Annotated in this window: 21 protein-coding genes; 3 read left to right on the top strand and 18 right to left on the bottom strand. The window is 72.6% G+C overall.

Annotated features, from left to right (window positions below):
• Positions 1-87: 87 nt before the first annotated feature.
• The 8 genes from AC1C2W_RS06980 to AC1C2W_RS06945 all read right to left on the bottom strand — a co-directional run bounded on the left by AC1C2W_RS06980 (position 88) and on the right by AC1C2W_RS06945 (position 9,641).
• On the bottom strand, positions 88-1,362 hold the full coding sequence (locus tag AC1C2W_RS06980; RefSeq protein ID WP_495412725.1) for an ABC transporter substrate-binding protein: 1,275 nt from the start codon (positions 1,360-1,362) through the stop codon (positions 88-90).
• A gap of 60 nt (positions 1,363-1,422) precedes the next feature.
• Positions 1,423-2,250: a carbohydrate ABC transporter permease gene (locus AC1C2W_RS06975; RefSeq protein WP_495389453.1), complete on the bottom strand. Its 828-nt coding sequence runs from the start codon at positions 2,248-2,250 to the stop codon at positions 1,423-1,425.
• Positions 2,251-2,254: 4 nt separating this feature from the next.
• Complete coding sequence (locus tag AC1C2W_RS06970) at positions 2,255-3,223, bottom strand: carbohydrate ABC transporter permease (RefSeq protein WP_495389454.1); 969 nt, start codon at positions 3,221-3,223, stop codon at positions 2,255-2,257.
• Positions 3,220-4,332 (bottom strand): LacI family DNA-binding transcriptional regulator, encoded by a 1,113-nt coding sequence (locus AC1C2W_RS06965; protein WP_495412724.1) that lies wholly within the window; start codon positions 4,330-4,332, stop codon positions 3,220-3,222. The genes AC1C2W_RS06970 and AC1C2W_RS06965 overlap by 4 nt, the downstream gene beginning before the upstream one ends.
• 190 nt (positions 4,333-4,522) lie before the next feature.
• Entirely contained in the window at positions 4,523-6,073 is a 1,551-nt protein-coding gene (locus AC1C2W_RS06960) for an ABC transporter ATP-binding protein (protein ID WP_495412723.1), read from the bottom strand.
• Positions 6,063-6,992: an ABC transporter permease gene (locus AC1C2W_RS06955; RefSeq protein WP_495389457.1), complete on the bottom strand. Its 930-nt coding sequence runs from the start codon at positions 6,990-6,992 to the stop codon at positions 6,063-6,065. Before AC1C2W_RS06955 ends, AC1C2W_RS06960 begins: the two co-directional genes overlap by 11 nt.
• Positions 6,982-7,944, bottom strand: coding sequence for an ABC transporter permease (locus AC1C2W_RS06950; RefSeq protein ID WP_495389458.1), 963 nt, complete (start codon positions 7,942-7,944; stop codon positions 6,982-6,984). Before AC1C2W_RS06950 ends, AC1C2W_RS06955 begins: the two co-directional genes overlap by 11 nt.
• Before the next feature lie 68 nt (positions 7,945-8,012).
• Positions 8,013-9,641: an ABC transporter substrate-binding protein gene (locus AC1C2W_RS06945; protein ID WP_495389459.1), complete on the bottom strand. Its 1,629-nt coding sequence runs from the start codon at positions 9,639-9,641 to the stop codon at positions 8,013-8,015.
• 876 nt (positions 9,642-10,517) lie between these two features.
• Between AC1C2W_RS06945 and AC1C2W_RS06940 the strand changes: the two genes are divergently transcribed.
• Positions 10,518-11,399, top strand: coding sequence for a manganese catalase (locus tag AC1C2W_RS06940; RefSeq protein WP_495412722.1), 882 nt, complete (start codon positions 10,518-10,520; stop codon positions 11,397-11,399).
• Positions 11,400-11,597: 198 nt separating this feature from the next.
• Here the strand turns inward: AC1C2W_RS06940 and AC1C2W_RS06935 are convergent.
• A protein-coding gene (locus AC1C2W_RS06935) for an IS3 family transposase (protein ID WP_495389461.1) occupies positions 11,598-12,771 on the bottom strand; the annotation gives its coding sequence in 2 pieces (ribosomal slippage) (positions 11,598-12,488 and positions 12,490-12,771; 1,173 coding nt in all).
• A 182-nt stretch (positions 12,772-12,953) separates the two neighbouring features.
• Here AC1C2W_RS06935 and AC1C2W_RS06930 point away from each other — a divergent pair.
• Complete coding sequence (locus AC1C2W_RS06930; protein ID WP_495389462.1) at positions 12,954-13,103, top strand: hypothetical protein; 150 nt, start codon at positions 12,954-12,956, stop codon at positions 13,101-13,103.
• Between the two features lie 404 nt (positions 13,104-13,507).
• On the opposite strand, the gene AC1C2W_RS06925 is transcribed toward AC1C2W_RS06930, so the two are convergent.
• The 9 genes from AC1C2W_RS06925 to AC1C2W_RS06885 all read right to left on the bottom strand — a co-directional run bounded on the left by AC1C2W_RS06925 (position 13,508) and on the right by AC1C2W_RS06885 (position 23,696).
• Positions 13,508-14,488 (bottom strand): alpha/beta hydrolase, encoded by a 981-nt coding sequence (locus tag AC1C2W_RS06925; RefSeq protein ID WP_495389463.1) that lies wholly within the window; start codon positions 14,486-14,488, stop codon positions 13,508-13,510.
• Positions 14,485-15,630, bottom strand: a complete 1,146-nt coding sequence (locus tag AC1C2W_RS06920; RefSeq protein WP_495389464.1) for a DUF4432 family protein — start codon at positions 15,628-15,630, stop codon at positions 14,485-14,487. Before AC1C2W_RS06920 ends, AC1C2W_RS06925 begins: the two co-directional genes overlap by 4 nt.
• Entirely contained in the window at positions 15,627-17,738 is a 2,112-nt protein-coding gene (locus tag AC1C2W_RS06915; protein ID WP_495412721.1) for a hypothetical protein, read from the bottom strand. The genes AC1C2W_RS06920 and AC1C2W_RS06915 overlap by 4 nt, the downstream gene beginning before the upstream one ends.
• Entirely contained in the window at positions 17,735-18,574 is an 840-nt protein-coding gene (locus tag AC1C2W_RS06910) for an SDR family oxidoreductase (protein WP_495389466.1), read from the bottom strand. Before AC1C2W_RS06910 ends, AC1C2W_RS06915 begins: the two co-directional genes overlap by 4 nt.
• Positions 18,575-18,607: 33 nt before the next feature.
• The gene (locus AC1C2W_RS06905; protein ID WP_495389467.1) at positions 18,608-19,435 is read right to left on the bottom strand and encodes a carbohydrate ABC transporter permease; all 828 of its coding nucleotides are present in this window, start codon (positions 19,433-19,435) and stop codon (positions 18,608-18,610) included.
• The gene (locus tag AC1C2W_RS06900) at positions 19,435-20,364 is read right to left on the bottom strand and encodes a carbohydrate ABC transporter permease (RefSeq protein WP_495412720.1); all 930 of its coding nucleotides are present in this window, start codon (positions 20,362-20,364) and stop codon (positions 19,435-19,437) included. Before AC1C2W_RS06900 ends, AC1C2W_RS06905 begins: the two co-directional genes overlap by 1 nt.
• A 28-nt stretch (positions 20,365-20,392) precedes the next feature.
• Positions 20,393-21,646, bottom strand: a complete 1,254-nt coding sequence (locus AC1C2W_RS06895; RefSeq protein WP_495412719.1) for an ABC transporter substrate-binding protein — start codon at positions 21,644-21,646, stop codon at positions 20,393-20,395.
• Between the two features lie 32 nt (positions 21,647-21,678).
• Positions 21,679-22,869, bottom strand: coding sequence for a DUF5005 domain-containing protein (locus AC1C2W_RS06890; RefSeq protein WP_495389470.1), 1,191 nt, complete (start codon positions 22,867-22,869; stop codon positions 21,679-21,681).
• Positions 22,870-22,982: 113 nt separating this feature from the next.
• Positions 22,983-23,696, bottom strand: coding sequence for a FadR/GntR family transcriptional regulator (locus AC1C2W_RS06885; protein WP_495389471.1), 714 nt, complete (start codon positions 23,694-23,696; stop codon positions 22,983-22,985).
• Between the two features lie 263 nt (positions 23,697-23,959).
• Here AC1C2W_RS06885 and AC1C2W_RS06880 point away from each other — a divergent pair, with 263 nt between their 5' ends.
• Complete coding sequence (locus AC1C2W_RS06880) at positions 23,960-24,667, top strand: GNAT family N-acetyltransferase (protein WP_495412718.1); 708 nt, start codon at positions 23,960-23,962, stop codon at positions 24,665-24,667.
• Positions 24,668-24,930 lie beyond the last annotated feature (263 nt).

Here is a 24,930-nt window from a genome sequence, read left to right as displayed (position 1 = left end):
TTTTTGGGGTTCTTCCTTCCCCCCCCCTCCGTCTCCCCCGCTTTGGTTGTTTGTTGTTGGTTTGTCGGTTCCCCCCCCCCACGACGGTCACTGCGTGATCTCGTCCCACCCGTCGGTGAGCTGCGTCGACAGCTCGGGAGCGTCGATCTCCTGCGCCAGGAAGCGCTGGTAGGCCGGCGTGGCCACCGTGTCCTTCCACTGCGCGTACGAGTCGGCGAACAGGTACGGCGCCGAGACGAAGTGCTGCCCCGAGGACAGGATGGTGCTCCAGCCGTTCTCGTCACCGAGCTCGTCGGCCATGAGCTCCTGGGCCGACGTGGTCGCCGGGATCAGCGCGTCCGCCTCGTTGAGGGCGGCCAGGTTGTCCGCCTCCGTGAAGAACTCGATGAACTCGGCCGACTCCTCCACGTGCTCCGAGTCGATGTTCACCGACAGCGTCTGGGGGTTGGCGGCCTGCCCGGCGCCCTCGGGCCCGGCGAGCGGCGGCAGCACCACCCAGTCGAGGTCCTTCGGTGCGTCCTTGGCGATGTTCGCCGCCTGGAACGAGCCCTGCACGGTCATCGCCGTCTGGCCGGCGTAGAACGAGGCGATCGCCTCCGAGCCGGACTGGGTGAGGGTGACGGGCAGGATCGACTTGTCGTCGTACGCCATCGTGTTCACCAGCTCCGGCAGGGCCATCTCGCCCTCGCCGATCGTGATCTGGGCGTCGGCACCGGTGCCCGAGAAGTACTGGCCGCCGAAGCCCGGGGCCATCGTCATGAAGGTCGCGGTCGGGCTCGACAGGCCCCACCCGAGGCCGTACGTCTTGCCCTGGGTGGTGGCCTTCGAGATCTCGCGCAGCTGGTCCCAGGTCATGGTGTCGCCGGTGGGGATCTCGACCCCCGCGTCCTCGAGCAGCTTCTTGTTGGCGAAGACGATGTAGGACTGCAGCTCCGTCGGGTACGCGACGACCTGGTCGTCGACCGTCACCGACTCGAGCACGCCCTCGGGGATGTCGGCGCGACGCTCGTCGGACATGTACTCCGACAGGTCCGCGAGGTAGCCGTCGCGGGCGAAGGGGACGATGCTCGCGGCCTCGTAGTGGATGATGTCCGGCGCGGCGCCGCCGTTGAACTGCGTGATGAGCTTGTCGTAGACACCGTCCCAACCGGTGGGGACGATCTCGACCTGCACGTCGGGGTGGGCGTCGTTCCACTCCCCGACGATCGTCTCGGTCGCCTCGATGGCGGCCGGCTGGTCGGACAGGGACTGGAACTTCAGCGTCACCGGGCCGCCGTCCCCGTCGCCGCCACCGCTGCAGGAGGCGACGAGCAGGGTGGTGACCGTGAGGCATGCGGCGATGGACACTCCACGCGTCTTCATGGGTCTGCCTTTCGGATGAGGTGGTGCCGGGTCGGGTGGTGGGGAGCAGGTGCGGGGCGGTCAGCCCTTGACGGCGCCGGCCATGAGGCCGCCGGTGAGCTTCCTCTGCATGATCGAGAAGAAGACGATGCTGGGGATGGCCGCCAGGAACGAGCCGGCCGCCAGCGGGCCGAGCGCGACCTTGCCCTCGCCGCCGATGAACGACGTCAGCGTGATCGGCAGCGTGTAGTTCTCGGGCGACTGGAGCAGGACGAGGGCGAAGAAGAACTCGTTCCACGACGAGACGAAGCTGAACATCGCGGTGGCGACGATGCCGGGCGCGAGCAGGGGGAACACGATGCGGCGCAGCACCCGTACCCGGTTCGCGCCGTCCATGGAGCCGGCCTCCTCCAGCTCGACCGGGATGCCGGCGACGTAGCCCTGCAGCATCCACAGCGCGAACGGCAGCGTGTACGTGGTGTGCACCAGCGTGAGCCCCACGAGGCTGTCCGTGAGGTTCATGGTCCGCAGGATGAGGAACAGCGGCAGGATCAGCAGGATCACCGGGAAGACCTGGCTCACCAGGATCCAGCCGACACCGGCGATCCGGAACGCGCCCTTGAGCCGGGCGAGCACGTAGGCCGCCGGCATCGCGATGAGGATCACCAGGAAGGTCGAGGTGAGCGCGACGACGAGGCTGTTCGCGGCCGAGCTCACGAGCCCCTGCCGGGCGAGCGCGTCAGCGTAGTTCTCCCAGTGCCACTGGGACGGGATCAGGCTCACGGTGAGGGAGTTGAGCTCCGCGGAGGACTTCACCGACGCGGAGATCAGCCACAGCAGCGGGAACCCCAGGAAGACGATGTAGCCGGCCAGGGCCACGTACTGGGCGGGGCGGACAAGTGCGCGCATCGGCTCAGCCCTTCTGCACGGCGCGGTCGTCGCGGAACTGCGACCGCAGGTAGACGGCGAGGAGGAGGACCACGACCACCACGAGGACGACGCCCATCGCGGCGGCGTACCCGATGTTGCGGTTCTTGAACGCCTCCAGGTAGGTGAAGAGCATCGGCAGCATGGTGCGGCCGCCCGGCCCGCCCTCGGTGAGCACGTAGACCAGCGAGAACGAGTTGAAGTTCCAGATGAAGTTCAGCGACGTGATCGACGCGACGATGGGTCGCAGGCTCGGCCAGGTCACCGCGGTGAACCGGCGCCACGCGTTCGCCCCGTCCATGGAGGCCGCCTCGTGCAGCTCCCCCGGGATCTGCTGCAGGCCGGCGAGCAGCGTCACGGTGGTCTGGGGCATACCCACCCAGACGCCGACGACGATGACGGCCGGCAGCGCGGTGGAGAAGTCGGCGAGCCAGTTGATGTCGTCCGGCAGCCCGAGCGACCCGAGGAACGCGTTGAGCGGCCCCGCGTTCGGCGAGTAGATCATCTTCCACATGATCGCCACGACGACCGGCGGCATCGCCCACGGGATCAGCGCCAGCACGCGGGTCAGCCCCTGCAGGCGGAGCCCGGAGTTCAGCAGCTGGGCGAGGCCGAGAGCGAGCACGAGCTGCAGGATCGTCACGGACACGGCCCAGATGAGGCCGATGCGGAACGAGTCCCAGAAGAACGAGTTGCCGGCGAGCCGGACGAAGTTGTCGACGCCCACGAACTCGTATTCCGGGTGCCGCACCAGGCGCGCGTCGGTGAAGGCCAGGGCGATGCCGATGACGAGCGGCGCGACGCTGAGCACCAGGATCGGCAGCAGCGACGGCATCACCAGGGCGGCGGCCTCGCGGCGGCGGCCCCGCTCCAGCCCGCCGCGGCGGCGGACGGGACGCGCGGCCGCGCCCGGAGTGCGGGTCGCGGGGCTCGTCGGGGTGGTGGGGGCGGTCATCGAGGGCTCCCCTCTGTCGTCATATCGGCGGTCGCGGCGGTCCCGGCGGTCGCGGCGGTCGTTGCGTCGGTCGTTGCGTCGGTCGTTGCGTCGGGCGTTGCCGTCGACTCCCGCACCAGCAGGCGCGGGCCGATGGCGACGTGCTGCGCGGGCGCCTCGTCGTCGTCCAGGCGGGCGAGGATGACGCGGGCGGCGGCGGCCCCGCGCTCGGCCGAGCCGAGGGAGACGCTCGTCAGGCTGGGCTCGTAGACGCGGCCGAGCTCGGTGTCGTCCATGCCGGTGACGGCGACGTCGCCCGGGACGGCCAGGCCGAGCTCCCGGGCGGCGCGGACGGCGCCGATGGCGAGCAGGTCGTTGGCCGCGACCACGGCGTCGAGCCGGGAACCGTCCGCGGCGGGCGCCAGGAGGGCGCGGGCCGCGCGCAGCCCGGCCGCGACCGTGAAGTCGTCGGCGGTCTCGACGACGACCCGCTCGGCGGGGAAGCCCGCCGCACCGGTCGCGGCGTCGAAGCCGCGCTGCCGGGCGCTACCCGGCGTCGTGTCGAGCGGGCCGTTGAGGAACCCGAGGCGGTGGCGCCCGGCCTGCACCAGGTGGTCGACCGCCTGGCCGATGCCGCCCGCGGAGTCGGTCGACACGGAGTCGATGCTGTCCTCGTCGAGCGCCCGGCCGATCACGACCACGGGCACGGGCGCGCGGCGGAGCTCGTCGACCAGGGCGTCGTCGGTGCGCAGCGGGCTGATCACCAGGCCGTCGACGAACCCGCTGCCGAGGCTGCGCACCAGATCCGTGGTGCTCTCGGCGGTGTCCCCCGTGGACATGACCACCACCCGGTACCCGTGCGGCGCGAGCACCTCGTGGATGGCCGTGAGCATCTCGACGTAGACGGGGTTGCCGATGTCCGCGACGGCGAAGGCGACCTGGAAGGTCTTGCGCATCCGCAGGGACCGGCCGGTCACGTCGGGGCTGTACCCGAGCTCGTCGGCCGCGGCGCGCACGCGCTCCATCATGGCCGGGCTGGCCCCGGTGCCATGCAGTGCCCGCGACGTCGATGCGAGGGAGACCCCGGCGTGCCGGGCCACCTCGATCAACGTGGCGCGTGATGACGTCACTGTCGCTCCACCTTCATCGTCGACGGCAATTGGAATCGTTTCCAGACCCGTCCCCACAGCATCGCTGGAAACGTTTCCGGAATGCCGTCACTCTGGCACTCGGCCCGATCCGATGTCAAGGCGCTGTGACGCGGCCCGGGGGACGGCTCCGGGGCCGGCCCGGGACCCGCTCGGGCATGGCTCCGGCGGGTCAGGCGCGCTGCGCGGGCGCGACCTCCGCGGGGTCGTCGGGGCCGTCGTCGGGGCCATGGTCGGTGCCGTCGTCGGGGCCGGTCATGGCGGTGACGGTGTCGGCGTGCGCCTCGACCAGGGCGTGGTCGTGGGAGATGAGCAGCACACCGGTCCCGGCGTCGGCCCGCTCGGTCAGCAGGCGCATGATGGCGCGGCTGGTGGCCGGGTCGAGCATCGCGGTGACCTCGTCCGCCACGAGGAAGTCGGGGTCCAGCGTGAGGGCGCGCGCGAGGGCGGCCCGCTGGAGCTCGCCGCCGGAGACCTGGTGCGGGTGCCGGTCGAGCAGGTCCCGGCCCAGCCCGACCTGTGCCGCGAGGGCGGGCAGGTCGGGCGCGGGCCTGCCGGACAGGCGGGCGGGCAGGGCCAGCGAGCGCGCGAGGGTGTGCCGCGGGTCGAACGCCTGGGACGGCTCCTGGTGGAGCCAGGCGATGCGCCGGCGCGTGGCTCGCAGGTCGCGCCCGCGCAGGCGGGTGACGCACCGGCCGTCGAGGTAGACGTCCCCGCTGTCCGGGGCGCGCAGCAGGGTGGCGATGGCCGCCAAGGTCGACTTCCCGCAGCCCGTCGGCCCGGTCAGGCCGTGCACCTGCCCCGGTTCGACGGTCAGGTCAAGACCGGTCAGGACCCGCTGGCCGGGGTAGGAGGCAGTCACGCCGTGCAGTGCCAGGCCCGCCGTGGTCCCCCGCGGACGGCTCCCGTCGTGGGGCGGGCGGCCCGCACGTCGCCCGGGCCGTGGCGTGGTTGTCGGGGCCAGGCGCTCACGCACTGAGCCGGTCGACGCGGGCCCGGCGGGATCCATGACGGTGACGGCGTCGGCGAACCGGCGGGCAAGGTCGTGGTCGTGGGTGACGAGCAGGATGCCGTGCCCGGCGTCCGCGGTGGTGCGCAGCATCTGCCCGACGAGGACCGCGGCGTCGGGGTCCAGGCCGCGCGTGGGCTCGTCGGCCAGCAGCAGCGGCGGGTGCCAGGCGAGGGCGGCCGCGAGGGCCGCGCGCCGGATCTGCCCGCCGGAGACCTGGTGCGGGTAGCGGTCCAGCAGCGCGGGATCCAGGCCGACGGTGAGGGTCATCTGGTCGAGGTGCTCGGCGACGGTCGCGGGGGTCATGTGCGGGTGGCCGGGCAGGAGCCGGCGGCGCCGTCCGGCAGGGCGGGTGAGGATCTCCGCGAGCTGGGCCCGCAGGGTCCGCACCGGGGTGAAGGACGCCGCGGCGTCCTGCGGCACGTAGCCGATGATCGAGCCGCGCACGGTGGCGAAGGTGTCCTCGGTGGCGGACAGCAGGTCGACGGCCTCGGTCGGCGTGGTCAGCGTCGCCGTGCCGGCGGTCTCGGCCCCGGGGGGCAGCGTGCCGGTGAGGGCGCGCAGCAGGGTGCTCTTGCCCGCCCCGGAGGGGCCCACGACGGCGTGGAGCTGCCCGGGGGCCACGTGCAGGCCGGCGTCGTCGAGCACGCGCACGCCGTGGATGCGGGCGTGCAGCCCGGTGACGGTGATCGTGGTCGGCCGGTCAGACGACATGCGGGTCCTTGCGTCGCAGGGCCGCGGCCAGGGTGATCGTGGCGACGACCAGCAGCGCGATCGGCACGGCGAGGGTCCACCAGGCGCCGCCGAGGACGGACTGCTGGGCGAGGTTGATCAGGGAGCCCAGCGAGGGCTGGTGCGGGGCGAGGCCGAGACCGAGGAACGTCAGGGTGGTCTCGTGCCAGATCGCGTGCGGCACGAGGAGCGCGCCGGCGATCGTGATCTGGCTCAGCACGTGCCCGCCCACGTGGTGCCTGAGCACCTGCGGGCGGGTGTAGCCCTGGCTGAGCGCGGTGCGGACCCAGGGTCGTTCCTTCAGCGTCAGCACGTGCGCGCGGGTGAGGCGGGCGGTGTGGTTCCAGTGCGTGAGGGCCACGACGAGCACGACCGTCCAGAGGCTGCCCCGCCAGACCGACGCGATGACGATGCCGAGCAGCAGGTGCGGGACGGCGGTGAAGGCGTCGATCGTGCGGGACGCGACCTGGTCGACCCGCCCGCCGACGAGCGCGATCGTCGCCCCGATGATCGCCCCGACGACGGTGGCCACCCCGGCCCCGAGCACCGCCGCGAGCAGGGAGATCCGCAGCGCCTGCGCGGAGCGGACGAACAGGTCGCGGCCCGCGACGTCCGTCCCGAAGGGGTGCTCCCAGGTGGGGGCGGTGAGCCCGCCGAGGTAGTCCACGGAGTTCCGGCCGGCGCCGCCCCACCAGCCGAAGCGGGCGGCCAGCAGCGGGACGGCCAGCGCGTAGAGCACGACCAGTCCGAGCACGGCGACCGCGGCCCAGCGCTGCCACCCGCGGGCGGCCGCGGCCTCCAGCCCGTGCGTCGTGCCCGGGGCACGCCAGGCGATGCCGGTGGCGCGACTGGACGCATGGGTGTCGACCGAGATCTCGGCGTTCGGGCGCTCAGAGGTCATCGCCGCTGACCCGGGGGTCGGTGAGGATGAGCGCAAGGTCGGCGAGCAGGTTCCCCGCCAGCACGACGGCGGTGAGCAGCACGCTCACACCCGCCAGCAGCGCGAGGTCCTGCCCGGTCGCGGCGCCGGTCAGCGCCTGCCCGAGTCCGGGCCAGGCGAACACGGTCTCGACGAGGGCCGCGCCCGCGACGACCTCGGCCAGGCGTGACCCGGTCAGCGCGATCAGGGGCGTCACCGCCATCGGCAGCACGTGCCGGAGCGTGACGGTCTGCCGGTCGACGCCGCGCAGACGGGCGGCCAGGACGCTGTCCGACGAGCGCGCCTCGACCAGCGCGGTGTTCAGGTGCAGCATCATCCAGGGCACCTGGCCGAGGCCCACGGCGACGGCCGGCAGCAGCAGATGCGTGGCGACCGAGGCCGGGGTCAGGGGGTCGCCCGGGGCGGTGAGCCCGCCCGCGGGCAGCCAGCGCAGCGCCAGCGAAAACACGAGCATGAGCCCGAGGCCGGTCACCCAGGCGGGCAGGGCGGACAGCGTCCAGGCGGCCCCCCGGAGCACGGCGGCCGCCACGCCGTGCGGCCTGCGGGCGGCGGCCACCGCCATCGGCGCCGCGATCGACATGCCGATGACCAGGCCGGCGCCCATGAGCAGCAGCGTCCAGGGCAGCCGCGCGACGAGGACGTCCAGGACGGGGCTGCGCAGCGTGGTGGAGTCCCCGGCGTCCCCGCTGAGAAGGCCCTGCCACCACCCGAGCCAGCCCTGCCACCAGGTGCCGCCGTCGAGCAGGGCGGCGATCGCCGTGCGGGTGGCTCCGCCGGCGAACTCCTCCCGGGCACCGAGGAACCCCGTGGCGGCGGTGGCGGGGGCCAAGGAAGCCAGGAGGAACACGAGCGCGCTGACGCCGCCGAGCAGGGGCACGGACCATGCGAGGCGACGGGCGGTGACCTGCATCATGGTGCGCCTTCGCGACGCGACCCTTGGCGTGGCGCTCGACTCGGCCCTGGGCGCGCGGGCGGTCGTCGTCACGACTGCCCTGTCCACTGGTCGACGTTCCACCAGGGGCCCCACGCGACGCCGTGCTCGTGGGGCTCGACGACGTGCTCCACCCCGGCGTACCGGTCCAGGCCGGACGCGACGTAGGTGTGGTCGAGCACGGCGAGCGCGAGGAGCGGCGGGTCGTCGTGCAGCAGCTGCTGCACCTGCTGGTACATGGCGGCGCGGCTCGTCGGGTCCGGGGTGGTCCTCGCCGCGTCCAGCAGCGCGTCCACGTCGGGGTTGGCGTAGCCGGACGGGTTCGAGTACGGGTCGTCCGGGTCGTAGGCCGCGTAGTCCGAGTGGAGCAGGGAGTAGACCTGCGTGTCCGGGTCGTAGGGCTGGTCCCCTCCCCCGAGGACGAAGGCCTTGTCGTTCATCTGCGCCGCCGCGGTCGGCCGGTCGACGGCCTCGACGTCGACGGTGACCCCGATCTTCTCCAGGTCGGACGCGACGGCCATCGCCAGGTCGCGGCGCAGCGTGTCCTCCGCGAAGTACATCAGCGAGAACTGCAGCGGCTCGCCGTCCTTGGCGCGCACCCCGTCGGCGTCCTTCGCCCACCCGGCGGTGTCGAGGAGACGCTCCGCCTCCTGGGGCTCGTAGGCGTAGGAGACCGAGGCGTCGTAGGCCTCGCCCTGGGCGGGGGTGAAGGGGGTGGCGATCGGCGTCCCGTAGCCGCGGAGGATGCCGTCGACCATGTTCTGTCGATCGACGGCCAGGTTGAGCGCGTACCGCACGCTCGGGTCGGTGAAGGCCTCCACCCCCGGCGGGAGGGTGATGCCGCGGTAGTCGGCGGTCTCGTTCGTGTACACGGTCAGGTTCTCGTCGCCGTCGAGCGTCTGCGCGGCGCGGGGTGAGACCTGCGCGCCGTCGAACTCCCCCGCCACGAGCCGCTGGACCCGCGCGTTCTCGTCCGGCACGAAGGCGATGACGATGCGCTCCACCGCGGGGCTCTGCCCCTCGGGCCAGTGCTCCTCGTTCGCGGTGAGGACCAGCGAGTCCCCGTGCCGCCACTCGTCGAGCCGGTAGGGGCCGCTCCCGACGGGCTCCTGGTTCAGCGAGGAGTCCACGATCGTCCCGGACAGCTTCTCGCTCGGGGCGATACCGACGGTCAGGGTGCTGGGGAACGGCGCGTAGGGCTCGCTGAGCGTGAACTCGACCGTGGTGTCGTCCAGTGCCTCGACGTCGTCCACGAGATCGAAGGTCCCGGCGAGCGGCGACCCGTACTTCGGGTCGACGACGGCCCGGTAGGTCGCCGCGACGTCGTCCGCCGTGAGGTCGGTCCCGTCGTGGAACTGCACGCCCTCGCGGATCGTCACCGTCCAGCGGGTGAGGTCGGCGTCGGGCACCGGTTCGCCCGCGGCGAGGTCCGGCTCGATCACCCCCTCCGGGTCGATGTCGTACAGGCCGTCGTAGATCTTCGACGTGATCCCGAACATGTAGTCGAGAGGGTTGAGCGACTCGTACTCGTTCGTCTCGGCCAGCCGCAGCGTCGACCCGTCCCCTCCCGACGCGGCCTCGCCGCGAGGACCGTTCGGCGCGGCCGGGTTGGTGCAGGCGCCAGCCGCCAGGACGAGCGCAGCGGCCAGGGCGGTGACGGGCAGCCGTGGTGGTCGCATTCTGGGTGGGTCCTCACACTCGGTCGGGGTCGATCCGACGACTGACCCCGGGGGCCGTGAGCAGATGGGTCGAGCGCTCCGTCCAGGCCTTCGACGGTAAGCGAGGGCGGAGGCTCGCGCACTTGCGCCCGGCTGGGGCGCCCGTCGGTGACGTACAGGACGTCGGCCAGGCTGCAACGGAGTCGGCGTGCGCGACGTCGACCCACCAGCGCGACGTGCCGCGGCGCGGCGCGGCGGAGCCCACGAGGTAGCCGCCCGAATCTCTGGGCGTCCCTGACGGGGTTTCGAAACATCCAGAACCCGATTCTGAGCGACTCCAGAATAGGAGAGTTCTGACGAGCCGGGCGTTGTTGTCGGTATATTCGACGGATGCCGGATGAGCCCGCACCTGAACAACGGGCTTCCGCTGCCAGCAGCGACTGGGCCGTGGGTCACGGCATGACTACCCGCACGCGCCGGGTGCTGGTGACGAGTGCTGGCCGTGCCCTCCCGGCATGTGCCGAGGTCTTCTGCGAAGCGGGCCGGCACACCGTCGCCAATCCGCCGTCAGATGCGCCGTCACGGACTCATCCTCTGTCTCACACCTCTACATCGTTCCGAGGCGCCCGGGTGCAACATCGGTTCTTGTTGATCCTCGACAGGTCGGCGAGGCGGCGCAGAACTGATCGTTTGTGCACGTTGAGCCAGTGCAGGCCGGCCCAACTGCGGGACGTGGCGCAGCGGCGAGCTCGGGTGCCGAGGACGCAGGGTTGGCCGTCTGCCGGGTGCGGGCGGAATGGGTCCGGGTGAGGGTGGTGGTGTTCGCGTCGAGAAGTGGCGTGCACCCCTAGACCAAGGTCGGGAGTGCTCGTGCGCGCTCTCGGACGGGAGCGATCCATGTTCTTTCATCGCCAAGCGTTGCAGCACCAGGCCAAGCCCGAGAAGCCGGACGCCGTGTATGCCCGCAAGCTGCAGGAGGTGCTGGGCGGGCAGTACGGCGAGATCACCGTCGCGATGCAGTACGGCTTCCAGTCGTGGAACGTCCACCTGCCGGGCAAGTACCGCGACCTGCTGTTCGGCATCGGGGCCGAGGAGTTCGGGCACGTCGAGATGCTCGCCACGATGATCTCGCAGCTGCTCGAGAAGGCGCCCATGGGAGCCGTCGAGGGCGCCGTGCAGGACGACCCGACCGTCGCCGCGATCGTCGGCGGCACCGACCCGCAGCAGGCGATCGTCGCCGGCGCGGGAGCCCGCCCCGTGGACTCGAACGGCAACCCGTGGTCCGCAGGCTACGTGACGGCCAGCGGCAACCTGCTCGCCGACTTCACGGCCAACGCGAATGCGGAGATGCAGGGGCGTCTGCAGGTCGCCCGGTTGTACCACATGACCGACGACCCAGGAGTCAAGGACCTCCTGTCGTTCCTGCTCGCGAGGGACACAATGCACCAGAACCAGTGGCTCGCCGCCGCGCAGGAGCTGCGCGACGAGGGCGTCGAGGAACTGCCCGTGCCCAGCACGTTCCCCCTCGGCAAGGAGGACCGCGACGTGGCCTACCAGTACATCAACTTCTCCGACGGCGAGCACGCGTCCGAGGGGCGATGGGCGAGCGGCCCGACACCGGACGGCAAGGGCGAGTTCGAGTACGTGGCCGAGCCGCCCGCGGGCGTGCCGATGCCGCCTCCCACCAAGCCGGACGAGCGGCTGCACGGGACGACCGGCAAGCCGTCGGGTCTGGAGAAGGCTGCCGGCATCGTCAAGGACGCGTTCCACAAGGAGTAAGGACTACCACCACGCCCGGGTCCGGCCGGGGACTGCTTGCCGTGAGGAGGCGGGGTGTCGTCGCTCGCCGCTGCGGGCTGTGAGCTGTCGACGTTGCCCTTGCCCTCGCCCGCACGGTCGAGCAGATCCCCGGCCCACCACGCTGCCCGGCAGGTGGCTGTACGAGGGGTCTGCTGCACGGATAGGTGACAGCGGATCTCAGGCGGCGAGTGCGACCTGAGTGGTCATGATGGCTTCGTACTCGATGGGGGTCAATCGTCCGAGACGCTGCTGGCGGCGGCGGCGGTAGGTCCGTTCGATCCAGGCGACGATCCGGATGCGCAACTCGTCCCGGGTGGTCCAGCGACGCCGGTCCAGGACGTTTTTCTGCAGCAGCGAGAAGAACGACTCCATCGCCGCGTTGTCGCCCGCGGACGCGACCTGCCCCATGGACCCGACCAGGCCGTGGGCACGCAGCGCGGCGAGGAATTTCCTGGAGCGAAATTGCGATCCGCGGTCCGAGTGCACGATGCATCCGGCCACCTCGGCGCCCTCGGCGCGGCGCCGGGCGCCGGCGTTCTCGAGCGCTTGGACGGCCAGGCGCGACTTCATGCGGTCGCTGATGGAGTAGCCCACGATCCGGCCCGAGTACACGTCCTTGATTACGCACAGGTAGACCTTGCCCTGCGCCGTGGGGTGCTCGGTGATGTCCGTGAGCCACAGCTCGTTCGGAGCCGAGGTAGTGAAGTCCCGCCGCACGAGGTCGTCGTGCGCGGGAGGGCCCGGCTTTTTGCCGCCCTTGGACCCGCGCTTCTTGCCGAACACGCTCCACCAGCGCCCGTCGCGGCACAGCCGCCACATCGTGCGGTCGCACGCGCGGCGGCCGGCGTCGCGGGCCTCGTCGGCCAGCAGCCGGTAACCGTACTCCGGGTCGTCGGTGTGGGCGTCGAACAGGGCATTCGCGAGATGCGCCCGCCCGAGCTCTCGGTCGGTGATCGGGTTGGCGAGCCACCGGTAGTACGGCGCTCTGGCGAGGTTGAGCACCCGGCAGGTCACCGCGACGGGGATACCGTCGGCGGCGAGCTCACGGACCAGCGGATAGCTCATTTCCCGGCAGGTGCGCCTGGGCGAAGTACGCCGCCGCGCGGCGCAGCACCTCGTTCTCCTGCTCCAGCAGCCGCACACGCTTCCTGGCTTCGCGCAGCTCGGCCGACTCCGACGCGGTCACGCCGGGCTTGGAGCCGTCCTCGACATCGGCGGCGGCCTGCAGCCAGTTGCGCAGGCACGACTCGCTGATGCCGAAGTCTTTCCTGACCTGCTTGATCGGGGCCTCGCCCTTGCGGGCGATCGCCACGACGTCGTCGCGGAACTCCTTGGGATGGGGTCTGGGCACGGGACACATCCTTCCAGCAGCACCCGCAGGCACCACAGGTCAGGTGTCACCTATCCGTGCAGCAGACCCCGGGTCGCGCACCGGGCCAAGGCAGGCGATGTGCACTAAGCGCGCATTCTGTGGCAGAGTCCTTCGCCACAGCGGCACCGCAAGGGCGCCGCTCGATAGCAACGGAGGTCACTATGCCCGCATGGCTCATCCTCATCCTGGTCGGTGTCGTGCTCCTGATCCTGGGGCTCGCAGTCCAGGCCGCTCAGTTCCTCATCTGGGTCGGTGTCGCTGTCCTCGTCATCAGCCTCGTCCTCGGGCTGGTCCGCCGCAGTCGCACCTGATCCCGTGGCCACCCCGCGCCACGCCAGGCAGGCTTCGAGGCCCACACCTCGATCCACAGGGAGCCCGCCGCCGTCCTCGCCAGCCTCCATCGTCCGCCCGGAGGCCCAGTCGCAGGGGTAGCGCGGTCAGCCCACGGCCCGCAGCGGGGCACACGGCGCCCGGGGACCGCTCGTCGAGCGGTCCCCGGGCGCGCCGGGTTGAACACGTTGAGCTCAGGAATGAGCCTGGCGGCCATCCCGTCGCGCCCCGGCGGAAAACCTCTCCTGTGAGATCCCGTGCTCGTCCGTAAGGTCCCACAACTCCGCGTCGGACACTCCCATTTCGCCAGTCACTCGCGCATCCTCACACCTCGATCGTCGGGGCCAGACGCGCTGCTCGGTGACCAGCCCGGACTGCCACGACGTCAGTCGAGCAGGCGCGGCGCCGAGAGCGCCCGGGCGACGAAGGACCGCACCTCGGCAGCGAGTTCCTCGTCCTCGGGCGCGTCTCCCCCGAACCCGCCGTGCGGCATCCCCTCGAACACGTGCAGCTCGGCCTCGACGCCCGCGGCCCGCAGCCGACGGTGCATGCGCACGGTGTTGGACAGGAACAGGTCCCGCGTGCCCGTCTGCAGGAACGTGGGCGGGAAGCCGGCGAGGGCGCCGAACAGCGGCGAGAGGTACGGGTGCGCGAGGTCTGCGCCCGCGGCGTACAGGGCGTTGACCTCGCGCAGGCTCGCCAGGGCGAGGTCGTGCGGGGCGTTGGTGACGAACGAGTCCCCCGACTCGGTGAGGTCGACCTCGGGCGTCAGCAGCACGAGGGCGCCCGGCATCGCCAGCCCCTCGTCCCGGGCGCGCAACAGCAGCGCGGCCGCCAGGTTGCCGCCCGCCGACCCGCCGGCCACGACGACGTCGCCCGGGTCACGCTCGGTCAGCAGCGCCCGGTAGACGGCGATGGCGTCGTCGAGGGCGGCCGGGTACGGGTGCAGGGGCGGCATCCGGTAGTCAACGCCCCACGCGACGAGCCCGGTGCGGACCGCTGTGGTGGCCGCCGACGCACGGCACACCTCCCCGGCGCCGTACAACAGCCCGCCGCCGTGCAGGTCCAGCACCACCGGACCGTCCGGGTCCGCGCCGTCGGGACGCTGGAGGTACGTCGTCACGCCCGCGACGTCGCGCTCCCGTGTCGTCACCGGTAGGCCGTCGCGCACCACGGCGGTGCGGAACCATTCGTCCACCTCGGCCACGAGCCGCAGCCAGCCGTCGCGGTCGCCCGGCGCGGGGTACGAACGCGGCTCCGCAGGCCGGTTCGCGGCCAGCCCGGCGAGGTAGCTGCGTGCCTCGACGCTCACGCTGACGGGCAGCACCGTGCCCGGGGCGGCGTCCGGGACCGCCCGGCCGGTCACCGCTCGTCCTCGGCGTCCGCGCCCCCGTCGGCACGGACGCCGACCCGCACGCCGCACTCCCACGACTCCCCCGGCGCCAGCACCGGCGCGCCGCCGTGCGGCAGGCCGCGCTCCGGGCCCACCAGCGGCGCGTTGGCCGGCTCGACCCCGAGCACCCACGAGCCCGCCGCGGGCCACAGCCACGAGTACAGGCGCGGCATCGTGTCCGCGCGCCACTCGACCACGACCTCCGGCGCCCCCGTCGCATCTGCTCCCACCGAAGGTCCCGACGACGCCCCCGCCGGCAGCCCCGTCGGGCCCACGACCGCACGCGCAAGGCCACGGTCGGGCCGAACCCGCGGGTGCTCGGCGACGACGGGCACCGCCCCGGGTGCCGGCCCGGGGAACGTCACCGCGTCCCGGCCGGGCGGGAGCGGCTCCGCGGGCACCGGCTCGTCCGCGTCCGCCCGCAGCCGCGAGCCGGGCACCAGCACCGCCGCGCCGAGATTCACGTGGTAGAGCAGCGGCACGCCGACCGGAGCGTCGCCGACGTTGAGGACCACGTCACGCACCTCCACCCAGGGGCGTCCGGTGGCCACGACGATCTCCCGGCCCACCACCACCCGCGCGCCGTACAGCGTCGTGTGCGCGACGGTGCCGGACACGTGCACCTCCAGCTCGCCGCCCGCGTCGCCGTCGGCGCCGCCAGCACCGTCAGCGCCGTCAGCGCCGTCATCGCCGTCAGCGGACCGCTCGCGCCACCACCGCACGTCGTGGGCCGGCGTCAGGTGGTGGGTACCGTGCTGGCCGGCCTCGCCGCGCGGCGGCCCGATGTTGTCCGGCCCGCAGGTGGCGAGCAGCCCGCCCAGAAAGCGGTCCTCCCAGCCCCGCCCCGCGCCGGGGTCGCCCGGGTGCGGCGAGCGCCAGGCGATCGGCACGCCCGCCCACCAGGCTGCGCCGAGGTCCAGGCCCCGGTCGGGCAGCACGTCGACCGAGAGCCCGCCGGCCACCCGCACGACGAGCGCCCGCTCGCCCCCGGCCGTGACCGCCTCGTCCACGGACGCGAGCGCGTCGGGCAGGGCGGCGCGCCCGTCGTCGAGCAGGCGCGCCCAGCCGGCGGCGCGGTCCCCGCCCCCGCCGCTCGCGCGATCCCGCACGCTCATCGCTCCCGCACCTCCCCGCCCACGACGTCGTACGTGCGCCCCTGCACGACGAGCCCCTCCAGCCGGGCGTCCGGGTCGAGGTCGCCGACGCACCCACCGGCCGTGACCGTGCCGTCGAGGGCGACGTCGACGCCGAACACGCCCGCGAGCACCAGCTCGCACCACGCGCCCGCCGACGAGCAGGACCAGTCGATGAGGTACGGCGGCTGCGGGGGCGTCTTGCGCGCGCCGCCCGCGACGGGCTCGACCGCCTCCTCGACGAAGTGCGCCTGCCCGGGCGGGCCCTGGTTGGCGGTGCGGGCCAGGCCGGGCAGCCACTCGAGCACCGCCTCGGGGTGCCCGAGGGCGATCGCGGCCCGCGCCGAGTCGGCCGGCCACGCCGGGTACGCCCCGTTCCACTGGTGGTCGGCGCGCACGGACCAGCCGGCGTCGTCGTCGAACGGCGACAGCGCGCGCATCCACGACGGCGTGCGCAGCTCGCGGACGAAGAACTCGACCATCGCGTCGCGCTGCGCGGCCGGGACGTCGGCCGCGATGGTGGTGCCGACGGTCGCGAAGTCGTAGCAGTGCCGGGTGGCCACGAGCGACCCGTCGGGCTGCCGGGCGTGGAAGAAGCCCTCGCCCGGCACCGCGAGGTCGAGCACCCTGGGCAGCAGGTCCGCGGCCTCCGCGCGCAGCCGCGCGGCGTCGTCGTGGCGCCCCTGCAGCTCGCTGATCCGCGCGGCCGTGCGCAGGTTCCACACGTTGGCGGCGTTGAGGCTGGCCACCTCGTGCACGTAGGAGCTCACGCACTCGAGCAGGTTGTCGACGTCGCCGTAGTCGGCCAGCCCGGACCCGGAGGCCGAGCGCAGCCCGTGCCACGCCGTGGCCCACGCCCGCACCTCGTCGCCCATGGTCGACGTGCGCCCGTCGGGCGTGGTCACCTCGGCGTCCAGCAGCTGGTGGTCGCCGTGCAGGCGCAGGTAGTCGTGCACCAGCCGGGTCATGGCGTAGTGGTTCACCGAGTACCAGTAGCCGACGGGCCCGCCGGTGAGCCACTCGGTGCCGAAGTGCTTCTCGATGTCCAGGCCCACCCAGTGCTCCACCTGACGCCGCATCACCTGCGGGTCGAGCAGCGCGTGCACCATCGAGCTCAGGGAGTAGTCCCAGATGAACGTGGTGGTCTGCCAGTAGCGCGGCATGAGGGTGTCGTAGGTGCGCCCGAGGACGGACGCCGGGTTGTCGCGGCGGAACCACAGCACGCCGACGGCGCCCCACCAGTACAGGCGGCGTAGCGCGTCGTCGGTCGTGACGAGGCGCGGCAGGCAGCCGCCGAACTCGTCGTTGCCGGGCGTGAACAGCGCCTCGATCTCGGCGTCCCAGGTGCGCCTTGAGGCCTCGACGGCGCCGGGCACGTCGGCCGCGACGCGGTCGAAGGCGGCCGCCGCCTCGTCCGCGGTCCGCGCGATCGTGTGCACGTAGGCCAGCCGCACGGTGCCGCCCGCCGGGACCTCGCGCACCAGCTCGGCCACGCGCGGCGAGCCCCCGTCGTCGACGTCGGCGCCGTCCTCGTCGACCAGCCCCTGCACGCTGACCGCCGACCCGTCCTCGGGCCGGCCCACCCGCCGGGCGCCCTTGCGCCCGAGACCGTTCGTCGCCTGCGGCGGGGCGCCCGCCAGCCAGGGCTCGCCCGCGCAGGTCACGGTGGAGTCGAGCCACGCGCCGAGGCGCAGCCGCCGCGCTTCGCCGGTGGTGTCCGTGACCTCGACCCGCACGGCCACGCCCGGCTCCCCCGGCGGGCACACGGCCACGGTGCGCACGTCCCAGCCGTCCACGACGGTGCGCCGCTCCACCCGGTCGGGCCGCCACCGCACCTCCACCGGCCGCCCGAACGACCGCACCAGGCGCCCGCCCAGGTACAGCTGGCCGCTGATGCTGTCGCCCTGCGAGACGGGCGGCACGTTGAGCGAGCGGACGGCCAGGACGTCGTGGTCCACCTGGGCGGTGGCCCAGTGGTTCGTCAGCCCGGGCGGGTTGATCATGTCGTCGAACCGGTCGGTGACCAGGTCGGACGCGAGGTCCTCGACGGTCGGGACGGTGCGCGCGGTGGCGGGGGCGGCGGTGCTCATGCCGGCTCCTCGGGGAGCGCGGCGGCCAGGCGGGCGCTGAGCCCGCCGTCGACCTTGAGGTCCGCGCCGGTGACGAACGACGCCCGGTCGGAGAGCAGGAACTCGACCACCTCGGCGACCTCGCGCGGCGTGGCGACGCGGCCGAGCGCGTGCGCCCGACCCCACTCGGCCACGACGTCCTCCGCGGGCCGGTCGCCCGCGAAGAGGCCGGCGGCCCAGCGCAGCATCGGGGTGTCGACCGACCCGGGGCTCACGCTGTTCACGCGGATCCCCTCGGCGGCGTGGTCCACCGCCATCGCCCGGGCCAGCCCCAGCAGCGCCGTCTTGCTGGCGGTGTAGGCGGCCACGCCGGTCTGGGTGGCGTACGCCTGGGCCGAGGAGACGACGACGATCGCGCCGCCGCCGTTCGCCCGCACCAGCGGCACCATCGTGCGGCAGGTGTGGAACGCGCCGCCCACGTTCACGTTCATCACCTCGGCATACGTGCCGGGGTCGGTCTGGTCGACGGTGCCGTAGCGCTGCACGCCGGCCGCGCAGACGACGGCGTCGAGCGCGCCGTGGTCGGCGCCGACGACGCGCGCAGCCTCGTCGAGCGCCCCCGGGTCGGACACGTCCAGCGCGAGGCCGACGAAGCTGCCGGGCCCGGACGCGTGCCGCGCGGCGGCGGCGTCGAGCGCGTCGCCGTCCCGGTCGATCCCGACGACGGTGGCGCCGAGCTCCACGAGCAGGTCGGTGACGCCGCCGCCGATGCCGGCCCCGGCCCCGGTCACGACGGCGGTCCGGCCGGTCCAGGGGTCCGCGGCCCGCCCGGGTACGGCGGTGGTGAGGTCGGGCATGGTGGTGCTCCTCCGGCGGGTTGTGGTTGCGGGTCAGTACTGGCCGAGCGCGAGCCCACGGGTGAACGCGCGCTGGGCGAGCAGGAACAGGACGACGGTGGGAATGGAGACGATCAGACCACCGGCGAGCACGGTCGGCATCGTCGACCCTCCGTACGTGCTCTGCAGCGCGGACAGCGCCGTCATCACGGGCCGGGTCTCGGCGGACTGGGTGAGCGTGAGGCCCAGCAGCAGGTCGTTCCAGATGAGCGTGGACTGCAGGATGAAGATCGCCACGAGGGCGGGCACCGCCATGGGCAGGTAGATGCGCCAGAAGATCCGCCACGTCGAGGCGCCGTCCACCACGGCGGCCTCGAACACGTGATGCGCCACCCCCGAGAAGAAGTTGCGCATGACGAACGCCGCGAACGGAACCGAGATCACGGTGTAGACGAGGATCATCCCCGTGCGCGTGTCGTACAGGCCCGTCTCCACGTAGCCGAGGAACAGCGGCATCAGCAGCATCTGCATCGGGAACACCGTGGACGCGAAGATCACGACGAACCACACGAACCCGTGCTGCAGGCGCAGCGCGACGATCGCGAACCCGGCGGCGGCGCCGACGATCACCGCGATAGCGGGCGCCACGATCGCGTACAGGGCCGTGGACGCGATGCCCGCGGAGATGTCGCCGCGGGTCCACGCGGCGGCGGCGTTCTCCCACAGTCCGTCGAGCCCCGCGGGGCTCCACACGGACAGCACGCCGTACTGGTCGTTGGTCTTCGCGGCGTTGACGACCATGAGGTAGACGGGCGCGAGCCAGATCAGGCCCAGCACCACCAGGACGGTCTTGCGGACGCGGTCCGCCGTCACGGCTCTCATCACGACTCCCGGGCGCCCGACAGCTGTCGGCGCAGGTAGAGGACGGACGCCGCGACCGTGACCACGGTGAGGAACACCGCGACGGCGGCCCCCAATCCGTAGTCGTTCTCGACGAACGTGTCCTTGTACATGGTCAGGGCGAGCGTCTCGGACGAGATCCCGGGGCCGCCCTTCGTCATCGCCCAGATGATGTCGAACTGCTTGAGCGACCCGACGATCGACAGGCCCACGACGACGGTGGTCAGCGGCGTGAGCATCGGCCACGTCATGGTGCGGAACATCGTCCAACCCGACGCGCCGTCGAGCCGCGCGGCCTCCAGCGGCTCCTTGGGGATCGACTGCAGGCCGATCGTGAACAGCAGGGCGTTGACGCCGGCGCCCTGCCAGGTGGCCGCGCCGATCATGACGATCGTGTTCAGCGGGGCGTCGAGCAGCCAGCGCGGCGGGTCGGTCACGCCGAACAGGCCGAGCGCCTCGTCGAGGGCGCCGCCCGTCTGCAGCACGAACGTCCAGATGACACCCACCGCCACCCCGGAGATCGCGTACGGCAGCAGGAACGGCAGCCGGTACCAGAACGACCCCTTGAGGCCGTAGGCGAGGACGGCGATCAGCAGACCCAGGCCCACCGGCAGCACCAGGGTGCCGACCACCCACAGCAGGGTGTTGCGCAGCGAGCCCAGGAACCCGGCGTCGGTGAGCATCTCGGTGTACTTGGCCAGGCCCACCAGCTCGGGGTCGCCGAGCCCGTTGTACTCCGTGAGGCTCAGGTACGACGTCCAGACGAACGGCAGGTACAGCAGCAGCGCCACGACCAGCACGGCTGGCAGCGCGAACCCGCGCGCCGACCAGCGGTACGGGGCGCGCGTCCTGCGGTCCGGGCGTGCTGCGCTCGCCGGCGGCCGCGGGGGCGCGACGGTGGCGGCGGTCATGGGGACTCTCCTTTCTCCGCGCGCCGCATCAGCCCTGCTCGGCCCAGTACGTGTCGGCCTCGTCCTGGAGTCGCTGCAGCCCCTCGCCCGGCTCGGGCGCGTTGGTGACGAAGTCCCCGAAGATCTCCGTGGACAGCGTGTAGACGGGCAGCGGGTTCGCCTCGAGGTAGCGCTGCTGGACGGTGAGGTCGCCCGCGTCGACCTGGTCCACCAGGTTCTGCAGCTCGGGGTCCTCGACCTTCACATGCGGGTTGAACGAGGGCTCGCCCCGGTCGCCCGCCCAGGCCTCCTGCGCCTCGTCGGTCATCCACCAGGAGCTGTACTCGAGCGCAGCCTCCTCGTTCTCGGAGCCCGCGCCCACGCACAGCGGGCCGGTCTCGAGCACCATCTGGCCGTCCGACGCGGGGTTCATGCCCGGCATCGGGAAGATGCCGTAGTCCTCGCCGGACTTCGCCCCGACGTCGGTGAGCTGGCCGGTGAGGAACGTGCCGAAGTAGGCCATAGCCACGTCGCCGTTCTTCAGCATCGTCTGCGGGTCGGTGGTGATGCCCGGGTCGTTGAAGTAGCCGGCGTCGATCATCGACTTCCACTGGTCCATCACCTCGACCACCTCGGGGTCGAGGTACGAGGCGTCACCCGTCTGCAGGCCCTGGTAGACCTCCGGCGCGTTGCCGGCGAGGAGCGCCTGGAACCAGACGAACTCGAAGATGATGTTCATCTGGTGGAACGGCGTCACGCCGTCGGCCTGCAGCGTCTTCGCCGCCGTCATCAGCTCGTCGAAGGTGGTCGGCACCTCGAGGTCGTGCTCCGCGAAGACCTTTTTGTTGTAGTACATCGCCCAGTAGGCGACGTTGAGCGGCACGCAGTACTGCTCGCCGTCCACGGTGTAGTTGTCCTTCAGCCCCTCGGGCACGAGGCCGTCCGCCTCGGCCTGGGCCCACAGGTCGGTCGTCTCGGCGACCATGCCCTGGTCGACCAGCTCCGCCAGGGCCGGCCCTGTGTGCCAGGTGAACAGGTCGGGCACCTTCTTGGTGCGGAACGACTGCTTGATGAAGCTGTCGTACGCGGTGGAGTCCGAGTAGCCGGTGAACTCGAGCGTGCGCCCGTCGGCCGCCGACGTCTCGTTCATCGCGTCGAAGCTGGGCTCCCACGCGGCCTTGTCGGTGAAGAAGCCGAGCGTGACGTCGCCGCCCTCGCCGCCACCGTCGTCGTTGGAACAGGCCGCCAGGCCGAGGGCCAGGGCCGCCGCCGTGGCGCCGGCCAGGATCCGGGAACGCTTCATGGGTCTCACTCCGTCGTGATGGGGGTCGTGGGTCAGTGCCTGACGTCGAGCGTGATCTCGACGAACCGGGGCCGATAGATCGAGACGTCCGCGTACAGGTCGTCCGGATCCACCGAGTTGACGTTGTAGGTCACCAGGAGGGTGTCGTCGTCGCGCAGCTCCGGGTGCTCGTGGGCGTTGTAGGCGATGACGTCCGGGTCGCCGTACGTGCCGGCCGCCCCGACCTCGGGCATCCGGTGGATCGTCGTGCCGCCCGTGAACGGGCCGGTCGGCGAGCACGAGACGTACGCCTTGATCTCGTCGCTGAAGGGCACCGAGGTGTCCTGCGTGACCAGCAGCCAGCCGTCGTGGAACGGCGTCACGCTGTACTCGTTAGCGACGCCCGGCAGCACCCGCGCGGACGCGGACTCCTCCCGCACCCAGCGCTCGCCGTCCCAGTAGCGCCAGCGGTCGGTGTCCGCGAGGTCGCCGCCGAGCACGGTGGCGACGTGCATGAACTTCTCGCCGCCCTGGTCCTCGACGCCGTAGACGAGCACGTGTCCGCCCGAGCGCTGGTACCAGGAGGCCCACTGGATGCCGGCTGACGACGGCAGCGGGTCGATCGACGAGACCTGCCAGGTGTCGGTGTCTAGCGTCGCCACCGACGACCCGCTCCACCCCCAGTCCCAGGTGCCCTCGCCGAAGCGGGCGAACTCGAGCACGCCCACCTGTAGGTCGCCGGGGCGCGTGGTCAGGCCCGCGCCGAACCAGTGCCACGCGCCGTCCGGCTCGGGGCCCACGACGGACTCGGGAGCGTCGGGCGTGCCGCCCGTCACGGTCGACAGGTCGTCGCCGTCCTGCAGCACGATCGAGTTGTTGAGGAAGGGCGCGGTCTCCGGCCGGCTGCCGTCGGCGTGGACCGGGCCCAGGAACGTGTCGGAGAAGATCCACGCGAGCGAGCCGTCGCGCAGCGGCACCGAGTAGGTGCTGTCCGCGCCGGTCCAGCCGGCACCCGTGTCGGCGTAGGCGGTGAACATGTCGCCGAGCGGCGACGCCACCCCGGCCGTCGCCTCGACGCTCGCGCCGGCGAGGGAGCAGCCGTCCCGGCCGGCGGGCACCTGCCGCCCCTCGACCGGGGGCTTGGCGGTGGCGGCGGTCGCGCCGGCGCTCAGCACCAGCGCGCCGGCCACCGCCGCGGCGGCCAGGCGCCCCGTGCGGCTGGGTGCAGTTCTCGTTGTCGTCATCGTCCTCACTCCGTCGTGATCGCGTGGCAGGTCGTGCGCGCGCCGTGGGCGCTTGCGGGCAGATCTTGGGCAGTCGCAGCCCCGTACCCCGACCGGGAGCCGGGGCACCCGGTCTAGGGCTTGTCTAGGGCCGTTGGTTCCTCGATGGCGCCCACGACCTCGGTCAGGTGCGCGTGCATGAGGTCGGCGGCCGCGTCGGGCCGCCCCTCGGTCACGAGCCGGACCAGCTCGGCGTGCTCCTCGAAGTCCGACTCGGGGTCGCCGTGCAGGGCGAGGATCCGCCGCTGGTCCTCGGCGTGCAGGAGCAGGATCACGTCGAGCACCTCGGACAGGATCGTGTTGCCGGCGGCGTCGGCGATCGCCCGGTGCAGGTCGATGTTGACCCGCCACAGGCGGTCGGACCCGTTCTCCAGGCAGTCGCGCGCCTCGGCCAGGAGCACCGCCAGCCGGGTGAGGGCGACGGGCTCACGGACGACCGCCGCCTGCCGCGCGATCGCGGGCTCGATCACCGCGCGGGCCCGGACGAGCTCGACCAGCCGCCCCCGGTCGGCGGGCGGCGCGACCGCGTTCGCCAGGACGCTGCGGTGGTAGTTCTCCCCCACGTAGATGCCGGACCCGTGGCGGAACGACAGAACTCCCAGGCCCTCGAGTCGCCGCAACGCCTCGCGCATCGTGGGCACGGCGACGCCGAACCGCGCCGCCAGTTCGCGCTGCGGGCCGATGCGGTCGCCCGCGACGAGCCCTTCGTCCCCGATCATCCGGATCACCGCGTCGGCGAGGCTCCCGCTGAGCGTGGGGCGTGCGACGTGCCCCGACTCCGTCGTCATGAGAAGTGATCTAATCACTTACCGAGACGGATGTGAAGCCCGATCCGGAGCCCCACGCGCTCGCTGACCCTCACCGAGACGCAGCTGGCGAAGCTCGGCGAGGCCCTCGCCCCGTGGTTCGCCCGCTGGGCCACGCTGCGCGAGCACCTCGGGCTGCGGGCGCCGCTCACCCGCCGCGTCGCCGCCCGGAATCCCCCGGCCCACCGGAGCGTTCACGCAGGGCGCCCACCCGCGCACGCAACGACAGCACCCCAGGAGGCCCCGTGAGCATCACCCCCGACCTGTCCGTGGACGAGGTCCTCGACAACCCGCAATGGTCGTCGCTCACGGGCGCGCACGCGCACCTGGCGGAGGGCAACGAGCTGGTGCTGCGTTACCCGGTCGACGTGTCGCCCTTCGCCGCCGTCCGCTCGTGGGACGACCCCGAGGTGTGGGACGCGATCGTCGACGTCGCGGGCCGCGGCGCCGACTTCCCGGGCCCGCCGGCCGACGTGACGCTGCCCGCGGGCTGGGAGCGCCTCTTCCTGGTCGAGGGCGTGCAGCTCGTCGAGACGGACCGCCTGCGCACCGGCCCGGACACCGAGGCCGTCGAGCTGGGCGCCGACGACGTGCCGGACATGCTCGACCTCGTCGAGCGGTCGCGGCCGGGCCCGTTCCTGCCCCGCACGTACCTCATGGGCCGCTACGTCGGGATCCGGCGCGGCGGCCGCCTGGTGGCGATGGCCGGCGAGCGGCTGCACCCCGCGGGCTGGACCGAGATCAGCGCCGTGACCACCGACCCGGACCACCGCGGCCAGGGCCTGGCAACCCGCCTCGTGCTCGACGTCGCCCACCACGTCCGCGAGCGCGGCGACCGGCCGATGCTGCATGCGGCCGGCAGCAACACCCACGCGATCCGGCTCTACGAGAACCTCGGCTTCCGGCTGCGCAGCCGCACCACCTTCGGCGCGGTGCGCACGCCGGAGGCCTGAGACCGGCGTCCTTCCCGGAGAGCGGGCGTACCGCTCAGAACGCGTACCGGCTCACGTCCTCCGGGTGGATGACCAGGCGGGCCTGGTCCTCGGCCAGGATGCCGGCGGCGCGGGTGGGGTCGTCGAGGTCCCAGGAGCGGGCAGCCAGGCGAGAGGCAGGTCGTGGGCTCCGTCGAGCTCGACCTGGACGCTGCCCGCGACCGACACCCAGCTGGCGTCGGCGCTCATGTCGGTGCTCGTCCGGGTCCTCCCGGTCGGCGTCG

Source organism: Isoptericola sp. Y581, assembly GCF_059445475.1.
Note: the sequence above shows the minus strand (reverse complement) of the source record. Positions and strands in the feature narration are given on the sequence as shown.

Excerpts from the sequence above, each read along its gene's own strand:
- AC1C2W_RS06945 (WP_495389459.1), bottom strand. The coding sequence starts at position 9,641 with ATGCGACCACCACGGCTGCCCGTCACCGCCCTGGCCGCTGCGCTCGTC.
- AC1C2W_RS06955 (WP_495389457.1), bottom strand. The coding sequence starts at position 6,992 with ATGACCTCTGAGCGCCCGAACGCCGAGATCTCGGTCGACACCCATGCG.
- AC1C2W_RS06975 (WP_495389453.1), bottom strand. The coding sequence starts at position 2,250 with ATGCGCGCACTTGTCCGCCCCGCCCAGTACGTGGCCCTGGCCGGCTAC.
- AC1C2W_RS06980 (WP_495412725.1), bottom strand. The coding sequence starts at position 1,362 with ATGAAGACGCGTGGAGTGTCCATCGCCGCATGCCTCACGGTCACCACC.
- AC1C2W_RS06950 (WP_495389458.1), bottom strand. The coding sequence starts at position 7,944 with ATGATGCAGGTCACCGCCCGTCGCCTCGCATGGTCCGTGCCCCTGCTC.
- AC1C2W_RS06910 (WP_495389466.1), bottom strand. The coding sequence starts at position 18,574 with ATGCCCGACCTCACCACCGCCGTACCCGGGCGGGCCGCGGACCCCTGG.
- AC1C2W_RS06970 (WP_495389454.1), bottom strand. The coding sequence starts at position 3,223 with ATGACCGCCCCCACCACCCCGACGAGCCCCGCGACCCGCACTCCGGGC.
- AC1C2W_RS06905 (WP_495389467.1), bottom strand. The coding sequence starts at position 19,435 with ATGAGAGCCGTGACGGCGGACCGCGTCCGCAAGACCGTCCTGGTGGTG.
- AC1C2W_RS06930 (WP_495389462.1), top strand. The coding sequence starts at position 12,954 with ATGCCCGCATGGCTCATCCTCATCCTGGTCGGTGTCGTGCTCCTGATC.
- AC1C2W_RS06960 (WP_495412723.1), bottom strand. The coding sequence starts at position 6,073 with ATGTCGTCTGACCGGCCGACCACGATCACCGTCACCGGGCTGCACGCC.
- AC1C2W_RS06915 (WP_495412721.1), bottom strand. The coding sequence starts at position 17,738 with ATGAGCACCGCCGCCCCCGCCACCGCGCGCACCGTCCCGACCGTCGAG.
- AC1C2W_RS06920 (WP_495389464.1), bottom strand. The coding sequence starts at position 15,630 with ATGAGCGTGCGGGATCGCGCGAGCGGCGGGGGCGGGGACCGCGCCGCC.
- AC1C2W_RS06885 (WP_495389471.1), bottom strand. The coding sequence starts at position 23,696 with ATGACGACGGAGTCGGGGCACGTCGCACGCCCCACGCTCAGCGGGAGC.
- AC1C2W_RS06900 (WP_495412720.1), bottom strand. The coding sequence starts at position 20,364 with ATGACCGCCGCCACCGTCGCGCCCCCGCGGCCGCCGGCGAGCGCAGCA.
- AC1C2W_RS06890 (WP_495389470.1), bottom strand. The coding sequence starts at position 22,869 with ATGACGACAACGAGAACTGCACCCAGCCGCACGGGGCGCCTGGCCGCC.
- AC1C2W_RS06940 (WP_495412722.1), top strand. The coding sequence starts at position 10,518 with ATGTTCTTTCATCGCCAAGCGTTGCAGCACCAGGCCAAGCCCGAGAAG.
- AC1C2W_RS06895 (WP_495412719.1), bottom strand. The coding sequence starts at position 21,646 with ATGAAGCGTTCCCGGATCCTGGCCGGCGCCACGGCGGCGGCCCTGGCC.